The sequence below is a fragment of the Aquibium oceanicum genome (assembly GCF_001889605.1).
Classification (GTDB): domain Bacteria; phylum Pseudomonadota; class Alphaproteobacteria; order Rhizobiales; family Rhizobiaceae; genus Aquibium; species Aquibium oceanicum.
In genome coordinates, this window is sequence record NZ_CP018171.1 from 4436280 (window position 1) to 4457767 (window position 21488).

The following is a 21488-nucleotide window of genomic DNA, read 5'->3' on the forward strand; positions in this document are numbered from 1 at the left end:
TGGCATCCGGCGGACGAGCCATGTAATCTGCCCTCGAAGGAAAGAGCCATGAACATTCCGCTAAAGAAGCATCACGCTGACTGGATTGCCGAGCAGGTCAGAGTCGGACGGTACGCCTCCGAAACTGAGGCGATCGAAGATGCGCTGGCGGCAATGATCGCGGATGACGAGGACGTCCTGCGACTGCGTGAGAAACTGCGTCGCTCCGAAGAGGACATTGCCGCAGGACGCGTAGTCCCTGCCGATGACGCCTTCTTCGATCGCTTGCACAAGAGAGTCGAAGCGATCGCGGCGGAAAAGAGGAAGTGAGCTTTCTCGTCCTGTTCTCACGGGAGTCGGAACAAGACCTCGCCAACATCGTGGACTACATCGCCCGAGACAATCCGCATCGAGCTCATACTTTCGTCGACGAACTGCGGGCGCATGTGGAAGAAAAGCTCTCGACCTACCCCGCTTCCGGCCCGCCGATCGGGATCAGACGCTATGTGGTTTTCGGAAATTACATCATCGTCTATCGGGTCGAAGAATCTGAGAAGATCGTCCACGTCCAGGTGATCGTCGAAGGGCATAGAAACTGGCGTCGCGCCTTCGAAAATCCAGCATGACACCTCCCACCCTTACGCCCTATGACGGCTCCGCGGCGCCTTTCACGATCGGCCTGAGACAGCTCGATCTCGCGAAATGGCTGGAGATCGATCAGCACTACGAGTCGTACCTCGCGCAAAAGCGGTACCTGATCGCCAAGGACGTCGATGCCGTCTTCCGTGCGGAACAGGAGACGGAGGAGGCGCAGGCGGAGGTCTTCGGGCTGGTGCGCGATCATCTGGTCGGCGGGTTTCCCTCGGTCTTTCCGGGAACGCGGCAGTGGGAAGCCGCGCTCGCCGCGCTGGATGCGGTGGCTTCGGAAGATCACCCTCCGCTGCTCGCCGCCGCCCTGCTCGTGCAGGAAGACCTCGTCCTCATGCGACGCGGCGAAGAGGGATGGCGGCTGGCAGCCGCCTCGCTCTGCTTTCCGTCTTCCTGGTCGCTCGCCGAAAAATTCGGCAAGCCGATGCACGAGATCCACGCGCCTGTTCCGGGCTTCGCCGCCGGGACGCGCAACGCCGATCTGATCGCGCGCATGTTCGACAATCTGCGGCTCGACCGGCCGGTCGAGCGCCTCAACTGGTCGCTCCAGACGGACGCAGAACTCCACAAGCCGATGTCGTCGCAGGCACTCGACGAACGGGCCAGCGCGCGCGCCTCGCGGTTCGGCACGGCGCCGGCCAAGAAAGCGTTCATCCGGGTCGAGCGGCAGACATTGCGGAAACTGCCGGTCTCGGGCGACATCCTGTTCATGATCAGGATCTTCCTCGACCCCATGCCGGTACTGGAGCGTCATCCGGAGCGCGCTTCGCTCGCCCGCTCGTTCGCGGCGCAGCTTGCGGCACTCGACGAGGCGCAACTGGACTACAAGGGTCTGACCGCGGACCGCGATGCTCTCGTGACGGCGCTGGATAAGATGGCGCAGGAACCGGCCGCAACCGATTGATCGCGGTCGCGGGCGCCTGCTGGGTTCAGATACCGGAGCCGAAGAGTTCTTCGCCCTCTTCCCAAGGGCTCGGGCGCGGCGAGGCGCCGGCCTGCGGCAGCGGCATCCAGCATTTGAGTTCGGGCTCGGCGTAACCGATGATCTGGCCCGGATGGCTGTCGGCGGAGCGCCAGCCTTCCATGCCGAACTGGTCCGCGCGGGCCCAGTGTGCGACATCCACCTGTGCCGGACCCTGTTCCGAATCGCGCACGGTCACCAGGATGCGGCTCCCGTCCTTGGGTGCGCTGTTCATGTGCCGCCAGCCAGTTCTCGCGTCGTCCATTCAGATGCCTCCGTTCGGGAGAATTCTAGGACGGCGGAAGGGCGAGGGCAATGCGAGCCCTTCCACTTCGATGCTTGCAGACTACTCGGGAAGAACCCGCACCGCGCCCTTGTCGGCGCTGGCCGCGAAGGCGGCGTAGGCCTTGAGCGCCAGGGTGACGTTGCGCTTGCGTGGTGCCTCCGGCTTCCAGCCCTTGGCATCCTGCTCGGCGCGGCGGCGGCCGAGCTCCGCGTCGTCGACCAGGAGCTTGATCGTCCGGTTGGGGATGTCGATCTCAATCATGTCGCCCTCACGCACCAGGCCGATCGCGCCGCCGCTCGCGGCCTCCGGCGAGACGTGGCCGATGGAGAGGCCAGAGGTGCCGCCGGAGAAGCGGCCGTCGGTCAGGAGCGCGCAGGCCTTCCCGAGGCCCTTCGACTTCAGGTAGCTGGTCGGATAGAGCATCTCCTGCATGCCGGGGCCGCCCTTCGGGCCCTCGTAGCGGATGACGACGACGTCGCCGGCCTTGACCTCGTTGGACAGGATTGCCTTGACCGAGGCGTCCTGGCTCTCGAACACCTTGGCGGGGCCGGTGAACTTCAAGATGGAATCGTCGACGCCGGCGGTCTTCACCACGCAGCCGTCGAGCGCGATGTTGCCCTTGAGCACGGCCAGGCCGCCATCCTTGGAGAACGGGTGCTCGGGCGAGCGGATCACGCCCGCCTTGCGGTCGAGGTCGAGCTCCGTCCAGCGGTTGGACTGGCTGAAGGCCTGCGTGGTGCGCACGCCGCCTGGAGCCGCCATGAAGAAGTCGCGGACGTTTTCGGAGTTGGTGCGGCTGATGTCCCAGCGGTCGAGCGCGTCGCCCATCGTTACGGCGTGGACGGTCGGCTCATCGCGGTTGATCAGACCCCCACGGTCGAGCTGGCCGAGGATGGCCATGATGCCGCCGGCGCGGTGGACGTCCTCCATGTGCACGTCGTTCTTGGCCGGCGCGACCTTGCACAGCACGGGCACCTTACGCGACAGCGCGTCGATGTCGTCCATGGTGAAGTCGATGCCGCCCTCGTGGGCGGCGGCCAGGATGTGCAGCACGGTGTTGGTCGAGCCGCCCATGGCGATGTCGAGGGCCATGGCGTTCTCGAAGGCGGCCTTGGTGGCGATGGAGCGCGGCAGGGCCGTCTCATCGTCCTGCTCGTAGTAGCGGCGGGCGAGATCGACGATCAGGTGCCCGGCCTCGACGAACAGGCGCTTGCGGTTGGAATGGGTGGCGAGCGTCGAGCCGTTGCCGGGCAGCGACAAGCCGAGCGCCTCGGTCAGGCAGTTCATCGAATTGGCCGTGAACATGCCAGAGCAGGAGCCGCAGGTCGGGCATGCCGCTTCCTCGACGGCCTGGACTTCGGCATCGGTGTACTTGTCGTCGGCCGCCACCACCATGGCGTCGATCAGGTCGAGCGCCTGAAGCTTGCCCTTCATCAGCGCCTTGCCGGCCTCCATCGGGCCGCCGGAGACGAAGACGACCGGGATGTTGAGCCGCATGGCCGCGTTGAGCATGCCGGGCGTGATCTTGTCGCAGTTCGAGATGCAGACCATGGCGTCCGCGCAGTGGGCGTTGACCATGTACTCGACGGAATCGGCGATGATCTCGCGCGACGGCAGCGAATAGAGCATGCCGTCGTGGCCCATGGCGATGCCGTCGTCGACCGCGATGGTGTTGAACTCCTTGGCGACGCCGCCGGCCGCCTCGATCTCGCGGGCGACCAGCTGACCGAGATCCTTCAGGTGCACGTGGCCCGGCACGAACTGGGTGAAGGAATTCACCACCGCGATGATCGGCTTGCCGAAATCGCCCTCCTTCATGCCGGTGGCGCGCCACAGTCCGCGCGCGCCGGCCATGTTGCGGCCGTGGGTGGTGGTTCTGGAGCGATAGGCGGGCATGGCTTGTTCCTCGGGGGTGGTTGCCGCGGTGCTCGGCGGCGACTGTCCCGTACCTAATACGAATCCCCATCGACGGCAACCGCAAACCGTACCGTAACGTACGGTACGATGCCTCGGAAGGTCGATTGATGGCGGCGGCCGCGATCCCGTCGCCGGGTGGAGCGGATGAACATCCGCCGGGCATGAGGAGGCGCGTTTAGCCGTCCTCATTGGCGGAGGCCGCCGGGCGGCATGAGATCGTGCGGGTGCGCCCGTCCCTCGCCATCGAACCAGGGCCAAAGGTGCCGCGACAGCGCCTATCGCCCACGCATTCGGCAATGGCGGCGGAACCCCTTTCCCGGCTTTTCGCTTTATTGTGACAAACGTTTATGGTTTAGCCGCCGATCACCGCGCCATTGCGCGCGACCCCGAACACGGAGAGCTTCCCGAAATGGCAAAACAGACATGGCCCGTCCACGGCGAGATCACCGGCCCGATCGTGATGATCGGCTTCGGCTCGATCGGCCGCGGCACGCTCCCGCTGATCGAACGCCATTTCAAATTCGACAAGTCGCGCATGGTGGTCGTCGATCCCTCGGATGCCGACAAGGCGCTGCTGGACGAGCGCGGCATCGGGTTCGTCAAGGAGCATGTGACGAAGCAGAACTACAAGGACCTGCTGACGCCACTGCTCACCAAGGGCGAAGGCCGCGGCTTCTGCGTCAACCTTTCGGTCGACACCTCTTCGCTGGACCTGATGAAGCTCTGCCGCAAGCTCGGCGTGCTTTACATCGACACGGTGGTCGAGCCCTGGCTCGGCTTTTATTTCGACAAGGACGCCGACAATGCCTCGCGTACCAACTATGCGCTGCGAGAGACCGTGCGCGAGGAGAAGCGCAAGAACCCGGGCGGCGCCACGGCCGTCTCCTGCTGCGGGGCCAATCCCGGCATGGTGTCCTGGTTCGTCAAGCAGGCGCTGCTGAACCTCGCCAGCGACACCGGTGCCAAGATACAGGAGCCCGCCGCCGACGACCGCAAGGGCTGGGCCAAGCTGATGAAAAAGCTCGGGGTCAAGGGCATCCACATCGCCGAGCGCGACACGCAGCGCACCAAGAACCCGAAGCCGATGGACGTGTTCTGGAACACCTGGTCGGTGGAGGGCTTCATCTCGGAGGGTCTTCAGCCGGCCGAGCTCGGCTGGGGCACGCACGAGGAGTGGAAGCCGAAGAACGCGAAGAAACACAAGAAGGGCTCGAAGGCCGCCATCTATCTGGAGCAGCCCGGCGCCAACACTCGCGTGCGTACCTGGTGCCCGACGCCCGGCGCCCAGTACGGCTTCCTCGTCACCCACAACGAATCCATCTCGATCGCCGACTACTTCACGGTGCGCGACAAGGACGGCGAGGCGACCTACCGGCCGACCTGCCACTACGCCTACCACCCCTGCAACGACGCGGTGCTGTCGCTGCACGAGATGTTCGGCGCTGCCGGCAAGGCGCAGCCGGTCCAACACGTGCTTGACGAGAACGAACTGGTGGACGGCAAGGACGAACTCGGCGTGCTTCTCTACGGCCACAAGAAGAACGCATACTGGTACGGTTCGCAGCTGACGCTGGAAGAGGCGCGCAAGCTCGCGCCCTACCAGAACGCGACCGGCCTGCAGGTGTCGTCGGCCGTGCTCGCGGGCATGGTCTGGGCACTGGAAAATCCCGAAGCCGGCATCGTCGAGACCGACGAGATGGATTACCGGCGTTGCCTCGAGGTCCAGATGCCCTATCTCGGACCGGTCAACGGCTATTATACCGACTGGACGCCGCTCGAAGGCCGACCGGGACTGTTCCCGGAGGACCTCGACACCAAGGACCCATGGCAGTTTCGCAACATCCTGGTGCGCTGAAGACGAAGGCGGCTCCTTGTCGTTCAGCCTGCCTTGCTTTTGCCGGGCCGGCGCGGCATGAAACGGCATCCTGAGGAGAGGAAAGCACGATGAGAACGGTTCGACTGCTTGCGGCTTCGGCCGCCCTTGCCACGCTGGCGGGATGCCAGATGGCAGGCCCGGGAAGCGGCCCGGTCGTGCGGGCCCCTTCCGGCGTCGAGGGAGACTGGGTCGGAACCGACGGCGTAGCGGTTTCCCGCTTCAGCAACGGCGCCTTCGAGACCTACGCCCGGGATACCGGAAACAAGCTCGCCCAGGGCAGCTACACGATGCGCGATTCCCGCACCATCGACATCACGCTGACCTCGCTGATCCGCCAGACGACGTCGAGCGTCGCCTGCTCGATGGCGACGCCCAGCCAGCTCAACTGCACCAGTTCAACGGGCAACCAGTTCGTTCTCGTGCGCCGCAGCGGCGTCTCCTGACACTGACTGCGCCCCGCGCCGGCAGGTTCTGACGGCCCACCGATGATCGTCTTCGCCATCCTCGTGCTGCTGGCGATCGTGGTCCTGCCGCAGCTTTGGGTCCGGCACACGATCAGCAAGCATGGAGCGGAACGGCCCGACCTGCCGGGAACGGGTGGAGAACTCGCGCGGCATCTGCTCGACCGCTTCGATCTCGGCAACGTTCCCGTCGAGATCACCGAGAAGGGCGACCACTACGATCCAGACGCCAAGGTGGTGCGGCTCCTTCGCCAGCATCATGAGGGCCGGTCGCTGTCTGCCGTCGCCATCGCGGCGCACGAGGTTTCGCATGCGATCCAGGATGCCAACGGCGAACGGAAGCTGGCGGCCCGGCAGCGGCTCGCCAAGCTCGCCCAGGTAACAGACCGCCTGGCGGGGATATTCTTCATCGCCGCCCCGATCCTGACGCTGATCGTGCGGACGCCGGCTGCCTTCGTCGCCGTGCTCGGCATCGGCATCGGGCTGCTCGCCGTCCGCGTATTGGTGAACCTCGTCACCCTGCCCGTCGAGATGGATGCAAGCTTCTCCAAGGCGCTGCCGATCCTGCGCGAGGGGCGATATCTTTCCGAGGACGACCTGCCCGCCGCGCACAGCGTGCTCAGGGCCGCCGCCTTCACCTACGTCGCCGGCGCGCTCATTTCGCTGGTGAACCTTGCACGCTGGATCAGGCTCCTGCGATAAGGACGGCGGGGAGGAGAACCCATGAGCAGCTTTTTCGACGAACTTGAAACGCGCGATCCGCGGCAGCGGGAAGCGGACTTTTTCGGGCGCCTGCCCGGCTTCCTCGCGCAGGCCGCATCCAGCGCTCCGGGTCTTGCCAAGTGGCTGGAGGGTGTGCCGTTCGAGGCGGTGAATTCTCCCGCCGCGCTGGCGAGGCTGCCGGTCCTGCGCAAGTCCGAACTGATGGAGTTGCAGGCCGGGTCTCCCCCCTTCGGAGGGTTCGCCGACGAGAGCGCGCTCAGGGGGCGCCGCGTCTTCCTCTCGCCCGGTCCGATCTGGGAGCCGGAAGCGACGGACGAGGAAGCCTTCCACAACGCGCGCGCTTTCTTCGCCGCCGGCATTCGATCCGGCGACCGCGTGCACAACGCCTTCGCCTACCACATGACGCCCGGCGGCTTCCTGCTCGACGCGGGCGCGCGGGCGCTCGGCTGCACGGTGTTTCCGGCCGGCACCGGCAACACCGACATGCAGGTGGAGGCCGCGGCGGCGCTGCGGCCGACCGTCTATTGCGGGACACCCGACTTCCTGAAGGTCATGCTGGACCGCGCCGCGCAGGCGGGCAAGGACCTCTCCTCGTTCCGCCGCGGGCTGGTCTCGGGCGGCGCGCTGTTTCCGTCGCTGCGGGCAGAATATGCCGCGCGGGGCATCAAGGTCCTGCAATGCTACGCCACGGCCGAGTTCGGCGTCATCGCCTACGAGACCGCGGGCGACGACGGTGAGCCGAATCCCGGCATGATGATCAACGAGAACCTGATCGTCGAGATCGTACGGCCGGGCACCGGCGACCCGGTGGAGGACGGCGAGGTCGGCGAGGTTGTGGTCACCGGCTTCAACCCGGTCTACCCGCTGGTGCGGCTGGGCACCGGCGACCTGTCCGCCACCATGCCGGGCGCATCCCCCTGCGGACGCACGGGCCGGCGGCTGAAGGGCTGGATGGGCCGCGCCGACCAGCGCACGAAGATCAAGGGCATGTTCGTCGACCCGAAGCAGGTCGCGGAGATCGTCAGGCGTCATCCAGAGATCGCCCGGGCGCGGCTCGTGGTGACGCGAGACGGCGAGAGCGACGCGATGGAACTGCGCGCGGAGAAGGCCGACGGGGCGTCGCCGGATGCTTCGGCCATCGCCGCGTCGCTGCGCGATCTGACCAAGCTGGGCGGCAAGGTCGAGATCGTCGCGGCCGGTGCATTGCCCAACGACGGCAAGGTGATCGCCGACGAGCGGGACTATGCGAAGTGACCCAAGGGCAAGGCGCACGAAGCTCTTGCATCCGCCGTGTGCGGGTGTGAACATGAGCGCCACGGGATGTCACGGGCCTGACAAGCAGCCGGTTCAAGACACCGACGACAAGATCTGTATCGGAGCGCCGGTCCGCCGGATCCGGAACGCCACGGGAGACTGAAGATGAAGAAGACAGCCACTCTTGCCGCGATGTCGGCATCGATGCTTGCCATGTCCACGGCGGCTTCGTTTGCCGACTACACGCTCAATATCCTGCACATCAACGACTGGCACAGCCGCATCGAATCGAACAACAAGTACGAGTCCACCTGCTCGGCCGAGGACGAGGGGAAGGGCGAGTGCTTCGGCGGCGCCGCGCGCCTCGTCACCATCATCGACGACCGTCGCGAGGCGCTGGCCAACGACAACCTTCTGGTCCTCAACGCCGGCGACAATTTTCAGGGCTCGCTCTTCTACACGACCTTCAAGGGAACCGCCGAGGCGGAGTTCCTGAACCGCATGAAGTTCGACGCCATGACCGTCGGCAACCACGAGTTCGACGACGGCGAGGACGCCCTTGTACCCTTCCTCGAGAAGGTGGAGTTCCCCGTGCTCAGCGCCAACGTGGCGCCGAGCGCGGCGTCGAAGGTCGGCGACATGATCAAACCGTCGCTCGTCGTGGAAGTCGGCGGCGAGAAGATCGGCATCGTCGGCGCGGTCACGACCGACACGCCTGAGATTGCCTCGCCGGGACCCAACATCGCCATCGAAGACGATGTCGCGACGATCACCGCCGAGGTCGAGAAGCTCCAGGCCCAGGGCATCAACAAGATCATCGCGCTGACCCACGTCGGATACGCGCGCGACATGGAGGCGATCGCCAAGATCCCCGGCGTCGACGTGGTCGTGGGCGGTCACTCGCACACGCTCCTGTCGAACACCGACGACAAGGCGGCCGGCCCCTACCCGACCATGATCGAGAATCCGGAAGGCTACGAGGTTCCTGTCACCCAGGCGGCGTCCTATTCGAAGTATCTCGGCGAGCTGAAGGTGGTCTTCAACGACGAGGGCGTCGTGACGTCGGCCACCGGCGATCCGATCCTGCTCGACAAGTCGATCGTTCCGGATGAAGCCGTGCTTGCACGCATCAAGGAACTCGGCGCGCCGATCGAGGAACTGAAGGGCCGCGAGGTCTCCGAGACCACCGCGCCGATCGACGGCAGCCGCGACACCTGCCGCGCGCAGGAATGCGAGATGGGCAATCTCATCGCCGACGCCATGCTGGACCGCACGGCCGACCAGGGCGTGACCATCGCCGTGCAGAACGGCGGCGGCATCCGCGCCTCGATCGACGAGGGCACGATCACCATGGGCGAGGTGCTCACGGTGCTGCCGTTCCAGAACACGCTGGCGACCTTCCAGATCACGGGCGCCGACCTGCGCACCTCGATCGCGGCGGGTCTGTCCGAGATCGAGGAAGGCAAGGGCAAGTTCCCGCAGGTCGCGGGTCTCAAGTACACCTTCGACAAGTCGGCCGCGCCGGACGACCGCCTGAAGTCGATCGAGACGATGGAGAACGGTGCCTGGGTGCCGCTCGACGACGGCAAGCTCTACACGGTCGCGACCAACAACTTCGTGCGCGGCGGCGGTGACGGCTACAAGCTCTTCGCCGACAATGCGCAGAACGCCTACGACTTCGGTCCGGGGCTCGAACAGGTGGTGGCGGACTATCTCGCCGAGAACCGGCCGTTCACACCCGCGCTTGACGGCCGCATCACCGAGGTGAGCAGTGCCGCTCCCGCACCGGCGGAGGAAACCCCGGCGGCAACCGAGCCCGAAAAGAGGACGGAAATGGCCCCGGCCGAGCCCGAACAGAAGGCCGAGATGGCCCCGGTCACCGAGCCGGAAGCCAAGATGCCGGAACTGCCGGCCGCATCCACCAGCCTCACGGCGACCGCGCCGACGGTGCCCGCGGACGATGCGGCCATGAAGGCGGCTGAAGAAAAGAAAATGGCCGACGAAAAGGCCGCCGCCGATGCAGCCAAGGCCGAGGAAGAGGCCAAGGCCGCCGCCATGAAGGCCAAGGAAGAGAAGAAGATGGCGGAGGAAAAGGCCGCCGCCGATGCAGCCAAGGCCGAGGAAGAGGCCAAGGCAGCCGCCATGAAGGCCGAGGAAGAAAAGAAGATGGCGGAGGAAAAGGCCGCCGCCGATGCAGCCAAGGCCGAGGAAGAGGCCAAGGCCGCCGCGATGAAGGCGGAAGAGGATGCGAAGATGGCGGCTGAGGTCAAAGTCGAGACGCCCGAACTGCCGGCCATGTCCTCGACGCTGACGTCCGAACCGCCGACGGTTCCGGCCGAGAAGCCGCAGGAGACCGCGATGGCCGCGCCGGACAAGCCGGCCGAGGGCACGATGGCCGGGGGCGAGGAAACCTATACCATCATGCGCGGCGACAATTACTGGAAGCTGGCGGTGAAGTTCTACGACGACGGCATGAAGTGGTCGATGCTGAAGGAGGCCAATCCGGACCTCGATCCGGACCACCTGCCGATCGGCGGCTCGCTGGTCGTCCCGGCCGCGAACTGACCGCCGACCGAATGGACGCGACCCGCCCTCTCCCTCGAGGGCGGGTCTTTTCGTTTCGGCCCGTCTCGCGGCAATTGGTCCGATTGTCTCGCATCCGCGCAGACCTATCTCCGGTATCGCCGATGGGGGCATCTCGATGACGATCAATCAACGAACCGACATGACGAACACCACCGCGACGGGTCCGCTGCCGCAAGGCCATCCGCCAGTCGCGCAGCCGAAGGTCGGCGTGCTGCTGGTCAATCTCGGTACGCCGGACGGGACGGACCGCGCCTCGATGCGGCGCTACCTCGCGGAGTTCCTGTCGGACCGCCGGGTGATCGAATGGCCGCGCGCCGTCTGGTATCCGGTGCTCTACGGCATCGTCCTCAACACACGGCCCAAGAAGTCGGGCGCGCTCTACGACAAGATCTGGAATCGCGAGAAGGACGAATCGCCGCTGCGCACCTACACGCGCTCGCAGGGCGAGAAACTCGCCGCCGCGCTTGCCGGCCACGACAATATCGTCGTCGATTGGGCCATGCGCTACGGCAATCCCTCGATCGAAAGCGTGCTGGAGCGCATGACGAAGGCGGGCTGCCGCCGCATCGTGATGTTCCCGCTCTATCCGCAGTATTCCGCCACCACGACGGCGACCGTGAACGACAAGTTCTTCGAGGCGCTGATGAAGATGCGATGGCAGCCGGCCGTGCGCACCGTGCCGGCCTATCACGACGAGCCCGTCTACATCGACGCGCTGGCGCGCTCGATCGAGAAGCATCTCGCCTCGCTCGACTTCGAGCCGGAGGTGGTAATCGCATCCTACCACGGCATCCCGCAGAGCTACTTCAAGGCCGGCGACCCCTATCACTGCCACTGCCAGAAGACGACGCGCCTGCTTCGCGAGCGCCTCGGCTGGGACGAGAAGAAGTTGCTCACGACATTCCAGTCCCGCTTCGGACCGGAGGAATGGCTGCAGCCCTACACCGACAAGACGGTGGAGAGGCTGGCGAAGGAGGGCGTGAAATCCGTTGCCGTGTTCAACCCCGGCTTCGTGGCGGATTGCCTGGAGACGCTGGAGGAGATCGCCGGCGAGGTCGGGGAGACCTTCCACGAAAGCGGTGGCACGAACTTCTCGCACATTCCCTGCCTCAACGACAGCGAAGAGGGCATGGCTGTGATCGAGGAGATGGTGCGGCGCGAACTGGGCGGCTGGGCCTGAGCCGAACGGAACCGATGGGCACCCCAGCCGTTGCCGGAGCGTCCTGAGGAACCTCCCCCATGTCACGAAAGCTCGACCTGCGAACCGGCAGGGCCGTCTGGACTGCGTATCGCGCAGCCGCGATCCCCGTCACGCCCCTGACCCGCGACGTCAAGACCGACGTCGCCATCGTCGGCATGGGGATCAGTGCCGCGATGATGGCGGATTCGCTGACGGACGCGGGGCTATCGGTCGTGCTGATCGACCGCCGTGGGCCGATGCTCGGTTCGACGGCGGCCACGACCGCGCTGGTGCAGTTCGAGATCGATCAGCCATTGACGACGCTGACGAAGAAGATCGGCAAGGACCGGGCCGAGCGCGCCTGGCGGCGATCGCGCCTCGCGGTGGCGAACCTTTCCGCCCGCGTGCAGGAACTCGGCATCGACTGCCGCACGACCGAGCGGCCGTCGCTCTATCTCGCCGGCAACCTTCTGGCGCCGCAGGCGCTGCGCGAGGAGGGTTTGCAGCGCAACCGCGCCGGCCTGCGCTCCGCCTACCTGACCGCTGGAGAGCTGAAGGACCGTTTCGGGCTCGACCGGAAAGGTGCGCTGCTCTCCCACGGCAACTACGCTCTCGATCCGAGGCGGCTCACGGCCGGTTTCCTGCTGGCCGCAATCGACCGCGGCGCCCGGGTCTATGCTCCAGCCGAGGCGACCGGTTTCGAAAGCCATCGCGACGGCGTGACGATCTCCACCCGCGACGGCCCGTCGATCTCCGCCGGCGCGGCGGTGATGGCGACCGGCTACGAACTCGCCGACTTCGTGCCAAAGGACCACCATTCGGTGATCTCCACCTACGCCATCGCCACGCGCCCGCAGCCGCGCGCGATCTGGCCCGAAGCCGCGCTCATCTGGGAAGCCTCGGACCCGTACCTCTATCTTCGCGCCACGCATGACGGCCGCGTCATCTGCGGCGGCGAGGACGAGGAGCTCACCGACGAGGAGCGGCGCGACTCGTTGCTTGCCGACAAGACGGCTCGCATCACCGAAAAGCTCGGACGCCTGCTGCCGGGCATCGATACGACACCGGAATTCGCCTGGGCGGGCGCCTTCGGCACGACGCCGAGCGGCTTGCCGCTGATCGGGCCCGTGCCGGGCAAGCGCGGCTTCCATGCGGTGATGGGATACGGCGGCAACGGCATCACCTTCTCGCGCATCGCCGCCGAAGTGGTGACCGCCAGCCTGACCGGGGGTGCGGACCGCGATGCAGACCTGTTCGCCCTCGACCGCGCCTGACGCTCGGAAGCGGCTCAGGCGACGCGTTTCAGCCGCGGCGTTGTCGGCGCGCGGTCGCTCCCGCTCGACCGGACGTCACCGAGCCGGAAGGCTGCGATCAGAACGCGCAACGCCTCGGCCTCGTCGGCTAAGAGCTTGCTCGCGGCGGTCGACTGCTCGACCATCGCGGCGTTCTGCTGTGTTCCCTTGTCGATCGACGTGACCGCCTGGTTCACCTCGGCCAGGCTGGTAGCCTGCTCCCTGGCGCTCGACACAATCGCGGTGACGTTGGCGCTGATCTCCTGCACCTGACTGGCGATCTCCTGAAGCACGCCGCCGGTTTCGCCCACCAGCGACACGCCGGTCTTCACGTGCTCGCTCGAGGCGTCGATCAGCTGCTTGATCTCGCGCGCCGCGCCGGCCGAACGCTGCGCCAACTCGCGTACCTCCTGGGCAACGACGGCGAAGCCCCGGCCGGCCTCGCCGGCGCGTGCCGCTTCCACACCGGCGTTGAGCGCGAGCAGGTTGGTCTGGAAGGCGATCTCGTCGATGATGCCGATGATGCTCGAGATCTTGCCGGAGGAATTCTCGATCCTCTCCATGGCCGCGACGGTCTTGTCCGCGACGATCCCCGACTTCTCCGCATTCCCGCGGGCCTGGCCAACGAGGCGCGCAGCTTCCTCGGCCCGCTCGCTGGTCTCGGCAACCGCGGACGTTACCTCTGCGATCGCGGCCGCGGTCTTCTCCAGCGAGGCGGCCTGCTGCTCCGTGCGGCGCGACAGATCGTCGGCGGCGCCGCGGATCTCGCCGGAGCCCGAGGCGATCCCCTGCGCGTTCTCCACCACGCGGCGCATGGCATCGCGAAGCCGCGCCGTCGCGCCGTTGAAGTCGTGGCGCACCTTTTCCATCGTCGGCACGAAGGGTTCGTCGAGCGTCTGCGTCAGGTCGCCTTCGGCAAGCGCGTTGAGCGCCGAGGCGAGGCAGGAGATGGCGCCCATGCGCGGCGTGACGTCGGTCGCGAACTTCACCACCTTAGACACCCTACCTTCGAGATCCAGGATCGGGTTGTAGGCCGCCTGGATCCAGATCGCGCGCCCGCCCTTCCCGATCCGCATGAACTCGCCCGCGGCGAACTCGCCGCGCTCGAGACGCACCCAGAACTCCTGGTATTCGCGGCTCCGCGCATAGGCCTCATCGCAGAACATGTGGTGATGCCTGCCGACGATTTCGGAAAGCTCGTAGCCGAGGGCGGCGAGGAAGTTCTCGTTCGCAGTGATAATTTCGCCCGTCGGCCGGAACTCGATGATCGCCTGGGAGCGGGACAGCGCGGCGAGTTTCGCCGCATCCTCGCAGGCCTTTTCCCTGAGCGCGGTGATGTCGGTCGCGATCTTGATGATCTTGTATGGCTTGCGACCCGAAAACACCGGGTTGTAGGAGGCTTCGATCCAGATGGCGCTGCCGTCCTTGCGGATGCGCTTGTACTGTTGCCGGTCGAACTCGCCGGATGCGAGCTTGGTCCAGAAGGCGCGGTAGTCGGACCCCGCCGCCTCCGCCGGTTCCACGAACATCCGGTGATGCTTGCCGACGATCTCGTCGCGGGCATAGCCGAGCGCGGCGCAGAAGTTCTCGTTGGCGTCGATGATGATGCCGTCGAGGTTGAATTCTATGACAGCCTGCGAGCGGCCGATCGCCTGGATGACTGCCCTGGAATCGGAAGAGAAGCCCGGAAACATTTTAGATATGCGCCTCGTGACCGCAGCATGCGGAAAGAACCATCTTCAACCATACGCTGCATACATCCTGGTTAAGAAGACGCTAACGCGGGTAAGCACGCCGGCGTTTTGCACCGCCGGCGCGCGGGCGATGGCTTCCGGTTTGCCGATGCGGACTGCCTGCGGTAGTCAGGGCGGCCATCGAGGGGGAGGCATCGTGGTCGTCAAGCTCATCGTCATAGTCGCGACCGGCGTGGTCGTCTATTTCGCCATCGCCCTTATCCTGATCGCATCTTCCACGCCGCCATCCGGGCCGCTGGAGGACGGTGGAAAGCAGGGGCTCGATTTCACCGGGACGCGCGGCGACTACTCCGACCTGCCGGAACAGATCACCTTTACCGCCCGCGACGGAACCGCCCTGCCCTACCGCCGCTACGAAGGAACCGCGGCGAACGGGCGCTTCGTCGTCCTGGTCCACGGGTCCGGCTGGCACGGCATGCAGTTCCACGCCATGGCGAAGAAGCTCGCCGCCGACGGGCTTGGGACGATCATCGTGCCGGACATGCGCGGCCATGGCGAAGCGCCGGCCACACGCGGGGACGTGGATCACATCGGCCAGCTCGAAGAGGACATGGCGGACCTGATCGACGAGTTGCAGCGGCAGGCCGGCGGGCCGGCACAGGTGGTTCTGGGCGGCCATTCGTCGGGTGGCGGGTTCGTGGTGCGCTTCGCCGGCGGGGCTTACGGCGACCGGGCCGACGCCTTCATCCTTATGGCACCCTTCCTGAAGTACGACGCGCCGACGACGCGGCCGAACTCCGGCGGCTGGGCGCGGCCCGCTACCCGCCGCATCATCGGACTGACGATGCTGAACGCGGTCGGCATCACCGCGCTGAACCATCTGCCGGTCATCTCTTTCGCCATGCCGCAGGAGGTGCTCGACGGACCCTACGGGCACACGGCGACCACGAGTTACACCTATGCGATGACCACCTCCTTCGCGCCGCGGCCAGACTTTGGGAGCGACCTGGCGGCGATCGACGAGCCGTTCCTGCTGGTAGGAGGCGCGGCCGACGAGGCGTTCCTTGCCGAGCGCTACGAGGAGACGATCTCGCCGCACGCGCCCGGCGGCACCTACGTCATCCTGCCGAGCGTGAGCCATCTCGGCGTCGTCAGCGATCCCGGGGCAATCGCCGCCGTCGAGGCATTCCTGTCGGAGCTGCCTGCGGCACGATGACGACGCTGCCGCCACGGAATTGTCTCCCGCCCCAAACCCCTCTACACCACTTTCGTGGTCCGCCGACCCGAGTCGCGGGGCAGAGCGGCGACGTCAAAGGGGGTGCAAGATGAACTTCACGGGTCTGGACATCATCATACCGGTGCTCGTCGTCCTGGTGCTGCTGTTCCTCTTTGCCGGCATCAAAACGGTTCCGCAGGGCAGCAACTGGACCGTGGAACGCTTCGGTCGCTACACCCGGTCGCTCTCGCCGGGGCTGAACCTGATCCTTCCCTTCATCGACCGCATCGGCGCCAAGATGAACATGATGGAGCAGGTGCTGGACGTCCCCACGCAGGAGGTCATCACCCGCGACAACGCCATCGTGGCCGTCGACGGCGTGGCCTTCTACCAGGTGCTGAACGCTGCCCAGGCGGCCTATCAGGTGGCGGGTCTCGAGAATGCCATCCTCAACCTCACCATGACCAACATCCGCTCTGTGATGGGCTCGATGGACCTCGACGAGCTCCTGTCGAACCGCGACGCGATCAACGAGCGGCTGCTCAGGATCGTCGACGAGGCCGCGAGCCCCTGGGGCATCAAGGTCACCCGCGTCGAGATCAAGGACATCAATCCGCCGGCCAACCTGGTGGACTCCATGGCGCGCCAGATGATGGCTGAGCGCAACAAGCGCGCCCAGATTCTGGAGGCCGAAGGCCTCAAGCAGGCGCAGGTGCTGGAGGCCGAGGGGCGGAAGGAAGCCGCCTTCCGCGACGCCGAGGCACGCGAGCGTGCGGCGGAAGCCGAGGCCCGGGCCACCCAGGTCGTGTCCGAGGCGATCGCGGCCGGCGACGTGCAGGCCATCAACTACTTCGTAGCGCAGAAGTACACCGAAGCGCTGGCGCGGATCGGATCGGCGACCAACAGCAAGGTCGTGCTGCTGCCGGTCGAAGCCTCCGCGCTGATCGGCTCGCTCGGCGGCATCGGCGCCATCGCCAAGGAAGTATTCGGCGGCGAATCGCCCACCCAGAACACGCGCGGCGCGAACCGCCCGCCGCTCGTTCCGCCCGGTCAGGGCTGACCCGCCGCGCCGGGAGGGCCCCATGCTGGAACGCATCTTTTCCGAACTCGGCCCGTGGAACTGGCTGGTGCTCGGTTTCGTCCTGCTCACGCTCGAGATCATCCTGCCCGGCGTCTTCCTGGTGTGGATCGGGCTTGCCGCGCTCGCGGTCGGCGTCCTGTCCATCGCCATCTGGGAGTTCTCCCTGTGGATATGGCAGGTGCAGATCCTGGTCTTCCTGGTCTTCTCGCTGCTGTCGGCCTGGCTCGGCTACCGTTTCGTGCGGCGCGACGAATCGCCGAGCGACCAGCCCCTGCTCAACCAGCGCGCCAGACAGCTCGTCGGCCGGACGGGCACGCTGGACGAGGCGATCCGCGACGGCCGCGGCAGGCTGAAGCTCGGTGACACGTGGTGGCCGGTGAACGGTCCCGACGCAGCACCCGGCACGAAGGTGCGGGTGGTCGCGGCCACGGACGGCGACCTCGTGGTGGAACCGGTCTGAGCTTTTCGGGCGGTCAGGCGGCTCCCAGCCGCAGGAGATCGTGGAAATGCACGACGCCGACCGGGACACCCTCGTCGACCACGACAAGCGCGCTGATGTGATGCTCGTTGAGCAGCGCCATCGCCTCCGCCGCCAGCGTGCGCGGCGTGACGGTTTTAGGATTGCGCGTCATCAGCTCGTCGATGGCGATCTCCGCCAGATTGAGATGCAGGCTGCGCGCCAGATCGCCGTCGGTGAAGATGCCGGCGAGACGGCCGTCCTCGCCCGTCACGCAAACGCAACCGAAGCGCTTCGCCGAAAGCATCGTGATGGCCTCCGGCATGGTAACGCCGCGCCCGACGACAGGCATCTCGTCGCCGACATGCATGATCTCGCGAACCTGCGTCAGGTTGGCGCCGAGCTGGCCGCCGGGATGGAAGGTACGGAAGTGATCCGGCGTGAAGCCGCGCGCCTCCAGAAGCGCGACGGCGAGCGCGTCGCCGATGGCGAGTTGCAGCACCGTGGAGGTGGTGGGAGCGAGCCCGTGCGGGCATGCCTCGGGCGACTTCGGAAGGCACAGCACGAGATCGGCCGCGGAAGCGAGCGTCGACGTCTCTCCGGAGGTGATGGCGATCAGCGGGATCTTGAAGCGCCGCGAATAGGCCACGATCCCCTTCATCTCGGAAGTCTCGCCCGACCACGAGATGGCGATGATCGCGTCGTCGGGGGCGATCATGCCGAGGTCGCCATGGTTGGCTTCGGCGGGATGGACGAAGAAGGCGGGCGTGCCGGTCGAGGCGAGAGTCGCCGCCATCTTGTTGCCGATATGGCCGCTCTTGCCGACGCCGGTGACGATCGCGCGACCCCCGATCCCGGCGAGCATCTCCACAGCCTTGGCGAAGGATTCGGAAAGCCCGTTGCCGAGCGCGGCGGCGAGCGCCGCCATCCCCGCCTGCTCGGTGGTGATGGTGCGGACGGCGGATTCGATCGCCGCCTTGGCGTCCACGCGCTGATTCAGGACTTTCCCGTGCATGGCGACGCTCTATCCCGTCCAAACCCGGCTGTCCAACCTTGATTTCAAACGACGAATGCCGCGCCGGCAGGGCCGCTTCAACCTCCCGTTAACCATCGGTGTTTACGGTTCGGTAAAGTTTCGCACCGGGCGGCTCGTCGGATCACCATGCTCGAATTGCCACAGAGACGATCGGCAGGATCTCGTCGCCTGCCCGCGCGACGGTTCGCTCTGCTGGCCTCGACGGCGCTTCTGTCTCTGACGCTCACCCACGCGGCCGCGCAGGAGAACCTGCTGCGGGGACAGCTGACCGAGAGCCAGATCAACGAGGAACTTCTCGCCGGGCAAGAGGGTGATGCGTCGGCCGAACCCTCGCGCGGCGGCATACCGACGCCGGGCTACGTACCCGTCAGCGAGGGCGCGCTCGATCCCGACGAGGAAACGCGCGACGACAATGCCAGCCTGTTTCCGATGGAGGAGGAGGACAACGACGCCTTTTCCGAGCGGCCGCCCGCCCCGCGACGGGCCGCCCGCGCCACGAACCAGCGGGAGGAAGCCGCAGACGCCGCAGCACCCGATCAGCCGGATGTCGGGGAGGAAACGGACGAGACCACGGTCGGCACCGTCCGCCAGGAGCGTATCGATGCCCTCGACGAGGAAGCCAACCGGCGCCTCGAGCCCGAGAACCCGCGCACGGCCGCCATCGAGACCCCGTCGTTCGAGGAGGAGGAGAACCCCTATTCGCCGCTCGGCCTGCGCGTCGGGACCTTCGACGTCTTCACCACCCTCGACCAGGGACTGACCTGGTCGACCAACCCCCGGAACGCGCCGGGCGGAACCGAGGGGGTTCTGTCGCAGACCGAGTTGCGTCTGAACGCCGTCTCCGACTGGACGCGCCACTCGGCCGCTTTCAACGCCTTCGGCATCTACAAGGAATCCGTCTCCGGAGACGACGACTACGACGAACTCCAGGGCGGCATCGACGCTTCCTTCAACGCCGATCTCGCATACGGACTGAACGCCGGCGCGACGTTCGCCTACACGGTTCGTCCGGAGTCGGCCTCTTCGCCGGTCGACATCGGCAACGTGGTCTCGGAGCCCCTGCTGCACGAGCTTTCCGGCGACCTCTCGGTCGGCAAGGAGGTCGGCAAGGCGCGCTTTTCGCTGACCGGTTCACTGGATCGGGAAATCTATTCCGACGCCGACCTGTCGTCCGGCGGAACGCTGTCGCAGAAGGACCGGAACTTCACGCTCGCCACGGTCGCGCTGCGTGCCGGCTACGAGGTCTCGCCGACGATCGTCCCCTTCGTCGAGGGAGAGATCGGTCGCCGCTACTACGATCTCGAGGTTGACTCCAGCGGTTACGCCCGTTCCGCGGACAGGCTGGCCCTGCGCGGCGGCTTCGAGCTCGATTTCGGCGAGAAGCTGTCGGGCGAAGTCTCCGCCGGCTGGCTGCGCGAGAATTTCGACGACGATCGCCTCACGCCCGTCTCCGGCCTCCTGCTGGACGCGGCTCTTGCCTGGTCGCCGACGCGCGGCACGACCGTGTCGCTGATCGGCTCGACCGAGGTGGAGGGTACGACGACGGCGAGCGAGAGCGGCTCCGTGCGTTACGCCGCGAGCATCGAGATGCTGCGGCAGGTCCGGGCCAATCTGACGCTGGGCGCCAATGCGGGCCTGGCCTGGCGCGACTACGTGAACTCTTCCGATCACGAGCTGACGTTGAGCGCGGAAACGAATGCGACCTGGTGGTTCAACCGCTACGCCGGCATCAACGGAAGGCTGCGCCACGAGCGCTTCGACAGCACGATCGCCGGCCGCGACTACGACGCCACCAGCGTCTATCTCGGCCTCAAGCTCCAACGCTGACCGCGGCGGAGCGGCATTTCGAGAACACTCAGCCGATCTTCGCCTTGGCCTCGCCCGCGGTGTACTCCTCGAGCAGGTTGGAGATCATTCGCGTCATGCGCGGGCTGAAATCCTTGCGCCAGAGCGAGAAGGCGACGTTGGCTTCGACGAACCCTTCCGGCGAGCCGCAATCGAAGGTGCGGCCCTTGTAGTGATAGCCGTAGAAGGACTGTTGCTTCTGGAGCTTCAGCATCGCGTCGGTGAGCTGGATCTCGTTGCCGGCGCCGCGCTCGTGCGCCGAGAGGATATCGAAAATCTCGGGCTGCAGGATGTAGCGGCCGTTGAGGAAGAGGTTCGATTCGGCCGTTCCCTTGGCCGGCTTCTCGACCATCGAGGTGATCTCGAAGCCGTTGGCGACGTCCTTGCCCTTGCCGACGATGCCGTATTTGTGCGCCTCTTCGGGATCGCACTCCTGCACCGCGATGACGTTGCCGCCGGCTTCCTCGTAAAGCTCCACCATCGCACGCATGCAGCCCTTCTCCGACTGCATGATCATGTCGGGAAGCAGCAGCGCGAAGGGCTCGTCGCCGACCAGATTGCGGGCGCACCACACCGCGTGGCCGAGACCCAGCGGCACCTGCTGGCGCGTGAAGCTCGTCTGCCCGGCCTCCGGCTGCATGCGCTGGAGCTTGGCCAGCTCCGCGTCCTTGCCGCGCTGGGCGAGCGTGTCGTAGAGCTCGAACTGGACGTCGAAATGGTCCTCGATGACGCCCTTGTTGCGGCCGGTCACGAAGATGAACTCCTCGATGCCCGCTTCCCTCGCCTCGTCGACGACGTACTGGATCACCGGCTTGTCCACGACCGTCAGCATCTCCTTGGGGAGCGCCTTGGTGGCCGGGAGGAACCGCGTTCCGAGACCCGCGACCGGGAAAACCGCCTTTCGGACCTTTTTCATGCTGGATGACATCCCGTTTCTCGATTGGGGTAAGGGTGCGACATCATGATGCCGAATTCAGGGGCTACGCATCGGCGGAC

Annotated in this window: 19 protein-coding genes; 14 read left to right on the forward strand and 5 right to left on the reverse strand. The window is 66.2% G+C overall.

All coding sequences use genetic code 11. The annotated features are described in order from the left end of the window. Positions 1-48: 48 nt before the first annotated feature. The 3 genes from BSQ44_RS21690 to BSQ44_RS21700 are packed head-to-tail and all read left to right on the forward strand — an operon-like array spanning position 49 to position 1531. Positions 49-309: a ribbon-helix-helix domain-containing protein gene (locus BSQ44_RS21690; protein WP_072607165.1), complete on the forward strand. Its 261-nt coding sequence runs from the start codon at positions 49-51 to the stop codon at positions 307-309. After that, positions 306-605, forward strand: coding sequence for a type II toxin-antitoxin system RelE/ParE family toxin (locus tag BSQ44_RS21695; RefSeq protein ID WP_072607166.1), 300 nt, complete (start codon positions 306-308; stop codon positions 603-605). Before BSQ44_RS21690 ends, BSQ44_RS21695 begins: the two co-directional genes overlap by 4 nt. Beyond that, positions 602-1531 (forward strand): heme-dependent oxidative N-demethylase family protein, encoded by a 930-nt coding sequence (locus BSQ44_RS21700; RefSeq protein WP_072607167.1) that lies wholly within the window; start codon positions 602-604, stop codon positions 1529-1531. Before BSQ44_RS21695 ends, BSQ44_RS21700 begins: the two co-directional genes overlap by 4 nt. 25 nt (positions 1532-1556) lie before the next feature. Here the strand turns inward: BSQ44_RS21700 and BSQ44_RS21705 are convergent, their stop codons facing one another. Together BSQ44_RS21705 and ilvD are read right to left on the reverse strand one after the other, a co-directional pair. Further along, entirely contained in the window at positions 1557-1853 is a 297-nt protein-coding gene (locus BSQ44_RS21705; RefSeq protein ID WP_072607168.1) for a hypothetical protein, read from the reverse strand. A gap of 81 nt (positions 1854-1934) precedes the next feature. After that, positions 1935-3770: a dihydroxy-acid dehydratase gene (ilvD, locus tag BSQ44_RS21710; RefSeq protein WP_072607169.1), complete on the reverse strand. Its 1836-nt coding sequence runs from the start codon at positions 3768-3770 to the stop codon at positions 1935-1937. A 430-nt stretch (positions 3771-4200) separates the two neighbouring features. On the opposite strand from ilvD, the gene BSQ44_RS21715 reads away from it, so the two are divergent. The 7 genes from BSQ44_RS21715 to BSQ44_RS21750 all read left to right on the forward strand — a co-directional run bounded on the left by BSQ44_RS21715 (position 4201) and on the right by BSQ44_RS21750 (position 13145). Next, on the forward strand, positions 4201-5646 hold the full coding sequence (locus tag BSQ44_RS21715) for a homospermidine synthase (protein ID WP_072607170.1): 1446 nt from the start codon (positions 4201-4203) through the stop codon (positions 5644-5646). An 89-nt stretch (positions 5647-5735) separates the two neighbouring features. After that, entirely contained in the window at positions 5736-6110 is a 375-nt protein-coding gene (omp10, locus tag BSQ44_RS21720) for an outer membrane lipoprotein Omp10 (RefSeq protein ID WP_072607171.1), read from the forward strand. Positions 6111-6152: 42 nt separating this feature from the next. Further along, positions 6153-6830: a zinc metallopeptidase gene (locus tag BSQ44_RS21725; protein ID WP_072607172.1), complete on the forward strand. Its 678-nt coding sequence runs from the start codon at positions 6153-6155 to the stop codon at positions 6828-6830. A 21-nt stretch (positions 6831-6851) separates the two neighbouring features. After that, positions 6852-8105, forward strand: a complete 1254-nt coding sequence (locus BSQ44_RS21730) for a phenylacetate--CoA ligase family protein (RefSeq protein ID WP_072607173.1) — start codon at positions 6852-6854, stop codon at positions 8103-8105. Between the two features lie 165 nt (positions 8106-8270). Beyond that, complete coding sequence (locus BSQ44_RS21735; protein WP_083534863.1) at positions 8271-10670, forward strand: 5'-nucleotidase C-terminal domain-containing protein; 2400 nt, start codon at positions 8271-8273, stop codon at positions 10668-10670. A 136-nt stretch (positions 10671-10806) separates the two neighbouring features. Next, positions 10807-11871 carry a ferrochelatase gene (gene hemH / locus BSQ44_RS21745; RefSeq protein WP_072607174.1) on the forward strand — a complete coding sequence of 355 codons (1065 nt, stop codon included), beginning with the start codon at positions 10807-10809 and terminating at the stop codon, positions 11869-11871. Positions 11872-11930: 59 nt separating this feature from the next. Then, a complete protein-coding gene (locus BSQ44_RS21750; protein WP_072607175.1) occupies positions 11931-13145 on the forward strand; it encodes an NAD(P)/FAD-dependent oxidoreductase in 1215 nt (404 codons plus the stop codon). 14 nt (positions 13146-13159) lie between these two features. On the opposite strand, the gene BSQ44_RS21755 is transcribed toward BSQ44_RS21750, so the two are convergent. Continuing rightward, positions 13160-14857 (reverse strand): methyl-accepting chemotaxis protein, encoded by a 1698-nt coding sequence (locus tag BSQ44_RS21755; protein ID WP_072607176.1) that lies wholly within the window; start codon positions 14855-14857, stop codon positions 13160-13162. A 196-nt stretch (positions 14858-15053) separates the two neighbouring features. On the opposite strand from BSQ44_RS21755, the gene BSQ44_RS21760 reads away from it, so the two are divergent. The 3 genes from BSQ44_RS21760 (at position 15054) to BSQ44_RS21770 (ending at position 17614) form a co-directional block, all read left to right on the forward strand. Then, complete coding sequence (locus BSQ44_RS21760; protein WP_083534865.1) at positions 15054-16073, forward strand: alpha/beta hydrolase; 1020 nt, start codon at positions 15054-15056, stop codon at positions 16071-16073. 109 nt (positions 16074-16182) lie between these two features. After that, positions 16183-17133 carry an SPFH domain-containing protein gene (locus BSQ44_RS21765; protein WP_072607177.1) on the forward strand — a complete coding sequence of 317 codons (951 nt, stop codon included), beginning with the start codon at positions 16183-16185 and terminating at the stop codon, positions 17131-17133. 22 nt (positions 17134-17155) lie between these two features. Next, entirely contained in the window at positions 17156-17614 is a 459-nt protein-coding gene (locus BSQ44_RS21770; RefSeq protein WP_072607178.1) for an NfeD family protein, read from the forward strand. A 13-nt stretch (positions 17615-17627) separates the two neighbouring features. Here the strand turns inward: BSQ44_RS21770 and BSQ44_RS21775 are convergent, their stop codons facing one another. Then, complete coding sequence (locus tag BSQ44_RS21775) at positions 17628-18626, reverse strand: KpsF/GutQ family sugar-phosphate isomerase (RefSeq protein ID WP_072607179.1); 999 nt, start codon at positions 18624-18626, stop codon at positions 17628-17630. Positions 18627-18773: 147 nt separating this feature from the next. Between BSQ44_RS21775 and BSQ44_RS21780 the strand changes: the two genes are divergently transcribed. Further along, positions 18774-20474: an outer membrane beta-barrel protein gene (locus BSQ44_RS21780; RefSeq protein ID WP_072607180.1), complete on the forward strand. Its 1701-nt coding sequence runs from the start codon at positions 18774-18776 to the stop codon at positions 20472-20474. A gap of 28 nt (positions 20475-20502) precedes the next feature. Here the strand turns inward: BSQ44_RS21780 and galU are convergent, their stop codons facing one another. Continuing rightward, complete coding sequence (gene galU / locus BSQ44_RS21785; protein WP_072608209.1) at positions 20503-21408, reverse strand: UTP--glucose-1-phosphate uridylyltransferase GalU; 906 nt, start codon at positions 21406-21408, stop codon at positions 20503-20505. Positions 21409-21488: the final 80 nt, after the last annotated feature.

Excerpts from the sequence above, each read along its gene's own strand:
- BSQ44_RS21690 (WP_072607165.1), top strand. The coding sequence starts at position 49 with ATGAACATTCCGCTAAAGAAGCATCACGCTGACTGGATTGCCGAGCAG.
- BSQ44_RS21700 (WP_072607167.1), top strand. The coding sequence starts at position 602 with ATGACACCTCCCACCCTTACGCCCTATGACGGCTCCGCGGCGCCTTTC.
- BSQ44_RS21705 (WP_072607168.1), bottom strand. The coding sequence starts at position 1,853 with ATGGACGACGCGAGAACTGGCTGGCGGCACATGAACAGCGCACCCAAG.
- ilvD (WP_072607169.1), bottom strand. The coding sequence starts at position 3,770 with ATGCCCGCCTATCGCTCCAGAACCACCACCCACGGCCGCAACATGGCC.
- BSQ44_RS21715 (WP_072607170.1), top strand. The coding sequence starts at position 4,201 with ATGGCAAAACAGACATGGCCCGTCCACGGCGAGATCACCGGCCCGATC.
- omp10 (WP_072607171.1), top strand. The coding sequence starts at position 5,736 with ATGAGAACGGTTCGACTGCTTGCGGCTTCGGCCGCCCTTGCCACGCTG.
- BSQ44_RS21725 (WP_072607172.1), top strand. The coding sequence starts at position 6,153 with ATGATCGTCTTCGCCATCCTCGTGCTGCTGGCGATCGTGGTCCTGCCG.
- BSQ44_RS21730 (WP_072607173.1), top strand. The coding sequence starts at position 6,852 with ATGAGCAGCTTTTTCGACGAACTTGAAACGCGCGATCCGCGGCAGCGG.
- BSQ44_RS21735 (WP_083534863.1), top strand. The coding sequence starts at position 8,271 with ATGAAGAAGACAGCCACTCTTGCCGCGATGTCGGCATCGATGCTTGCC.
- hemH (WP_072607174.1), top strand. The coding sequence starts at position 10,807 with ATGACGATCAATCAACGAACCGACATGACGAACACCACCGCGACGGGT.
- BSQ44_RS21750 (WP_072607175.1), top strand. The coding sequence starts at position 11,931 with ATGTCACGAAAGCTCGACCTGCGAACCGGCAGGGCCGTCTGGACTGCG.
- BSQ44_RS21755 (WP_072607176.1), bottom strand. The coding sequence starts at position 14,857 with ATGTTTCCGGGCTTCTCTTCCGATTCCAGGGCAGTCATCCAGGCGATC.
- BSQ44_RS21765 (WP_072607177.1), top strand. The coding sequence starts at position 16,183 with ATGAACTTCACGGGTCTGGACATCATCATACCGGTGCTCGTCGTCCTG.
- BSQ44_RS21770 (WP_072607178.1), top strand. The coding sequence starts at position 17,156 with ATGCTGGAACGCATCTTTTCCGAACTCGGCCCGTGGAACTGGCTGGTG.
- BSQ44_RS21775 (WP_072607179.1), bottom strand. The coding sequence starts at position 18,626 with ATGCACGGGAAAGTCCTGAATCAGCGCGTGGACGCCAAGGCGGCGATC.
- BSQ44_RS21780 (WP_072607180.1), top strand. The coding sequence starts at position 18,774 with ATGCTCGAATTGCCACAGAGACGATCGGCAGGATCTCGTCGCCTGCCC.
- galU (WP_072608209.1), bottom strand. The coding sequence starts at position 21,408 with ATGAAAAAGGTCCGAAAGGCGGTTTTCCCGGTCGCGGGTCTCGGAACG.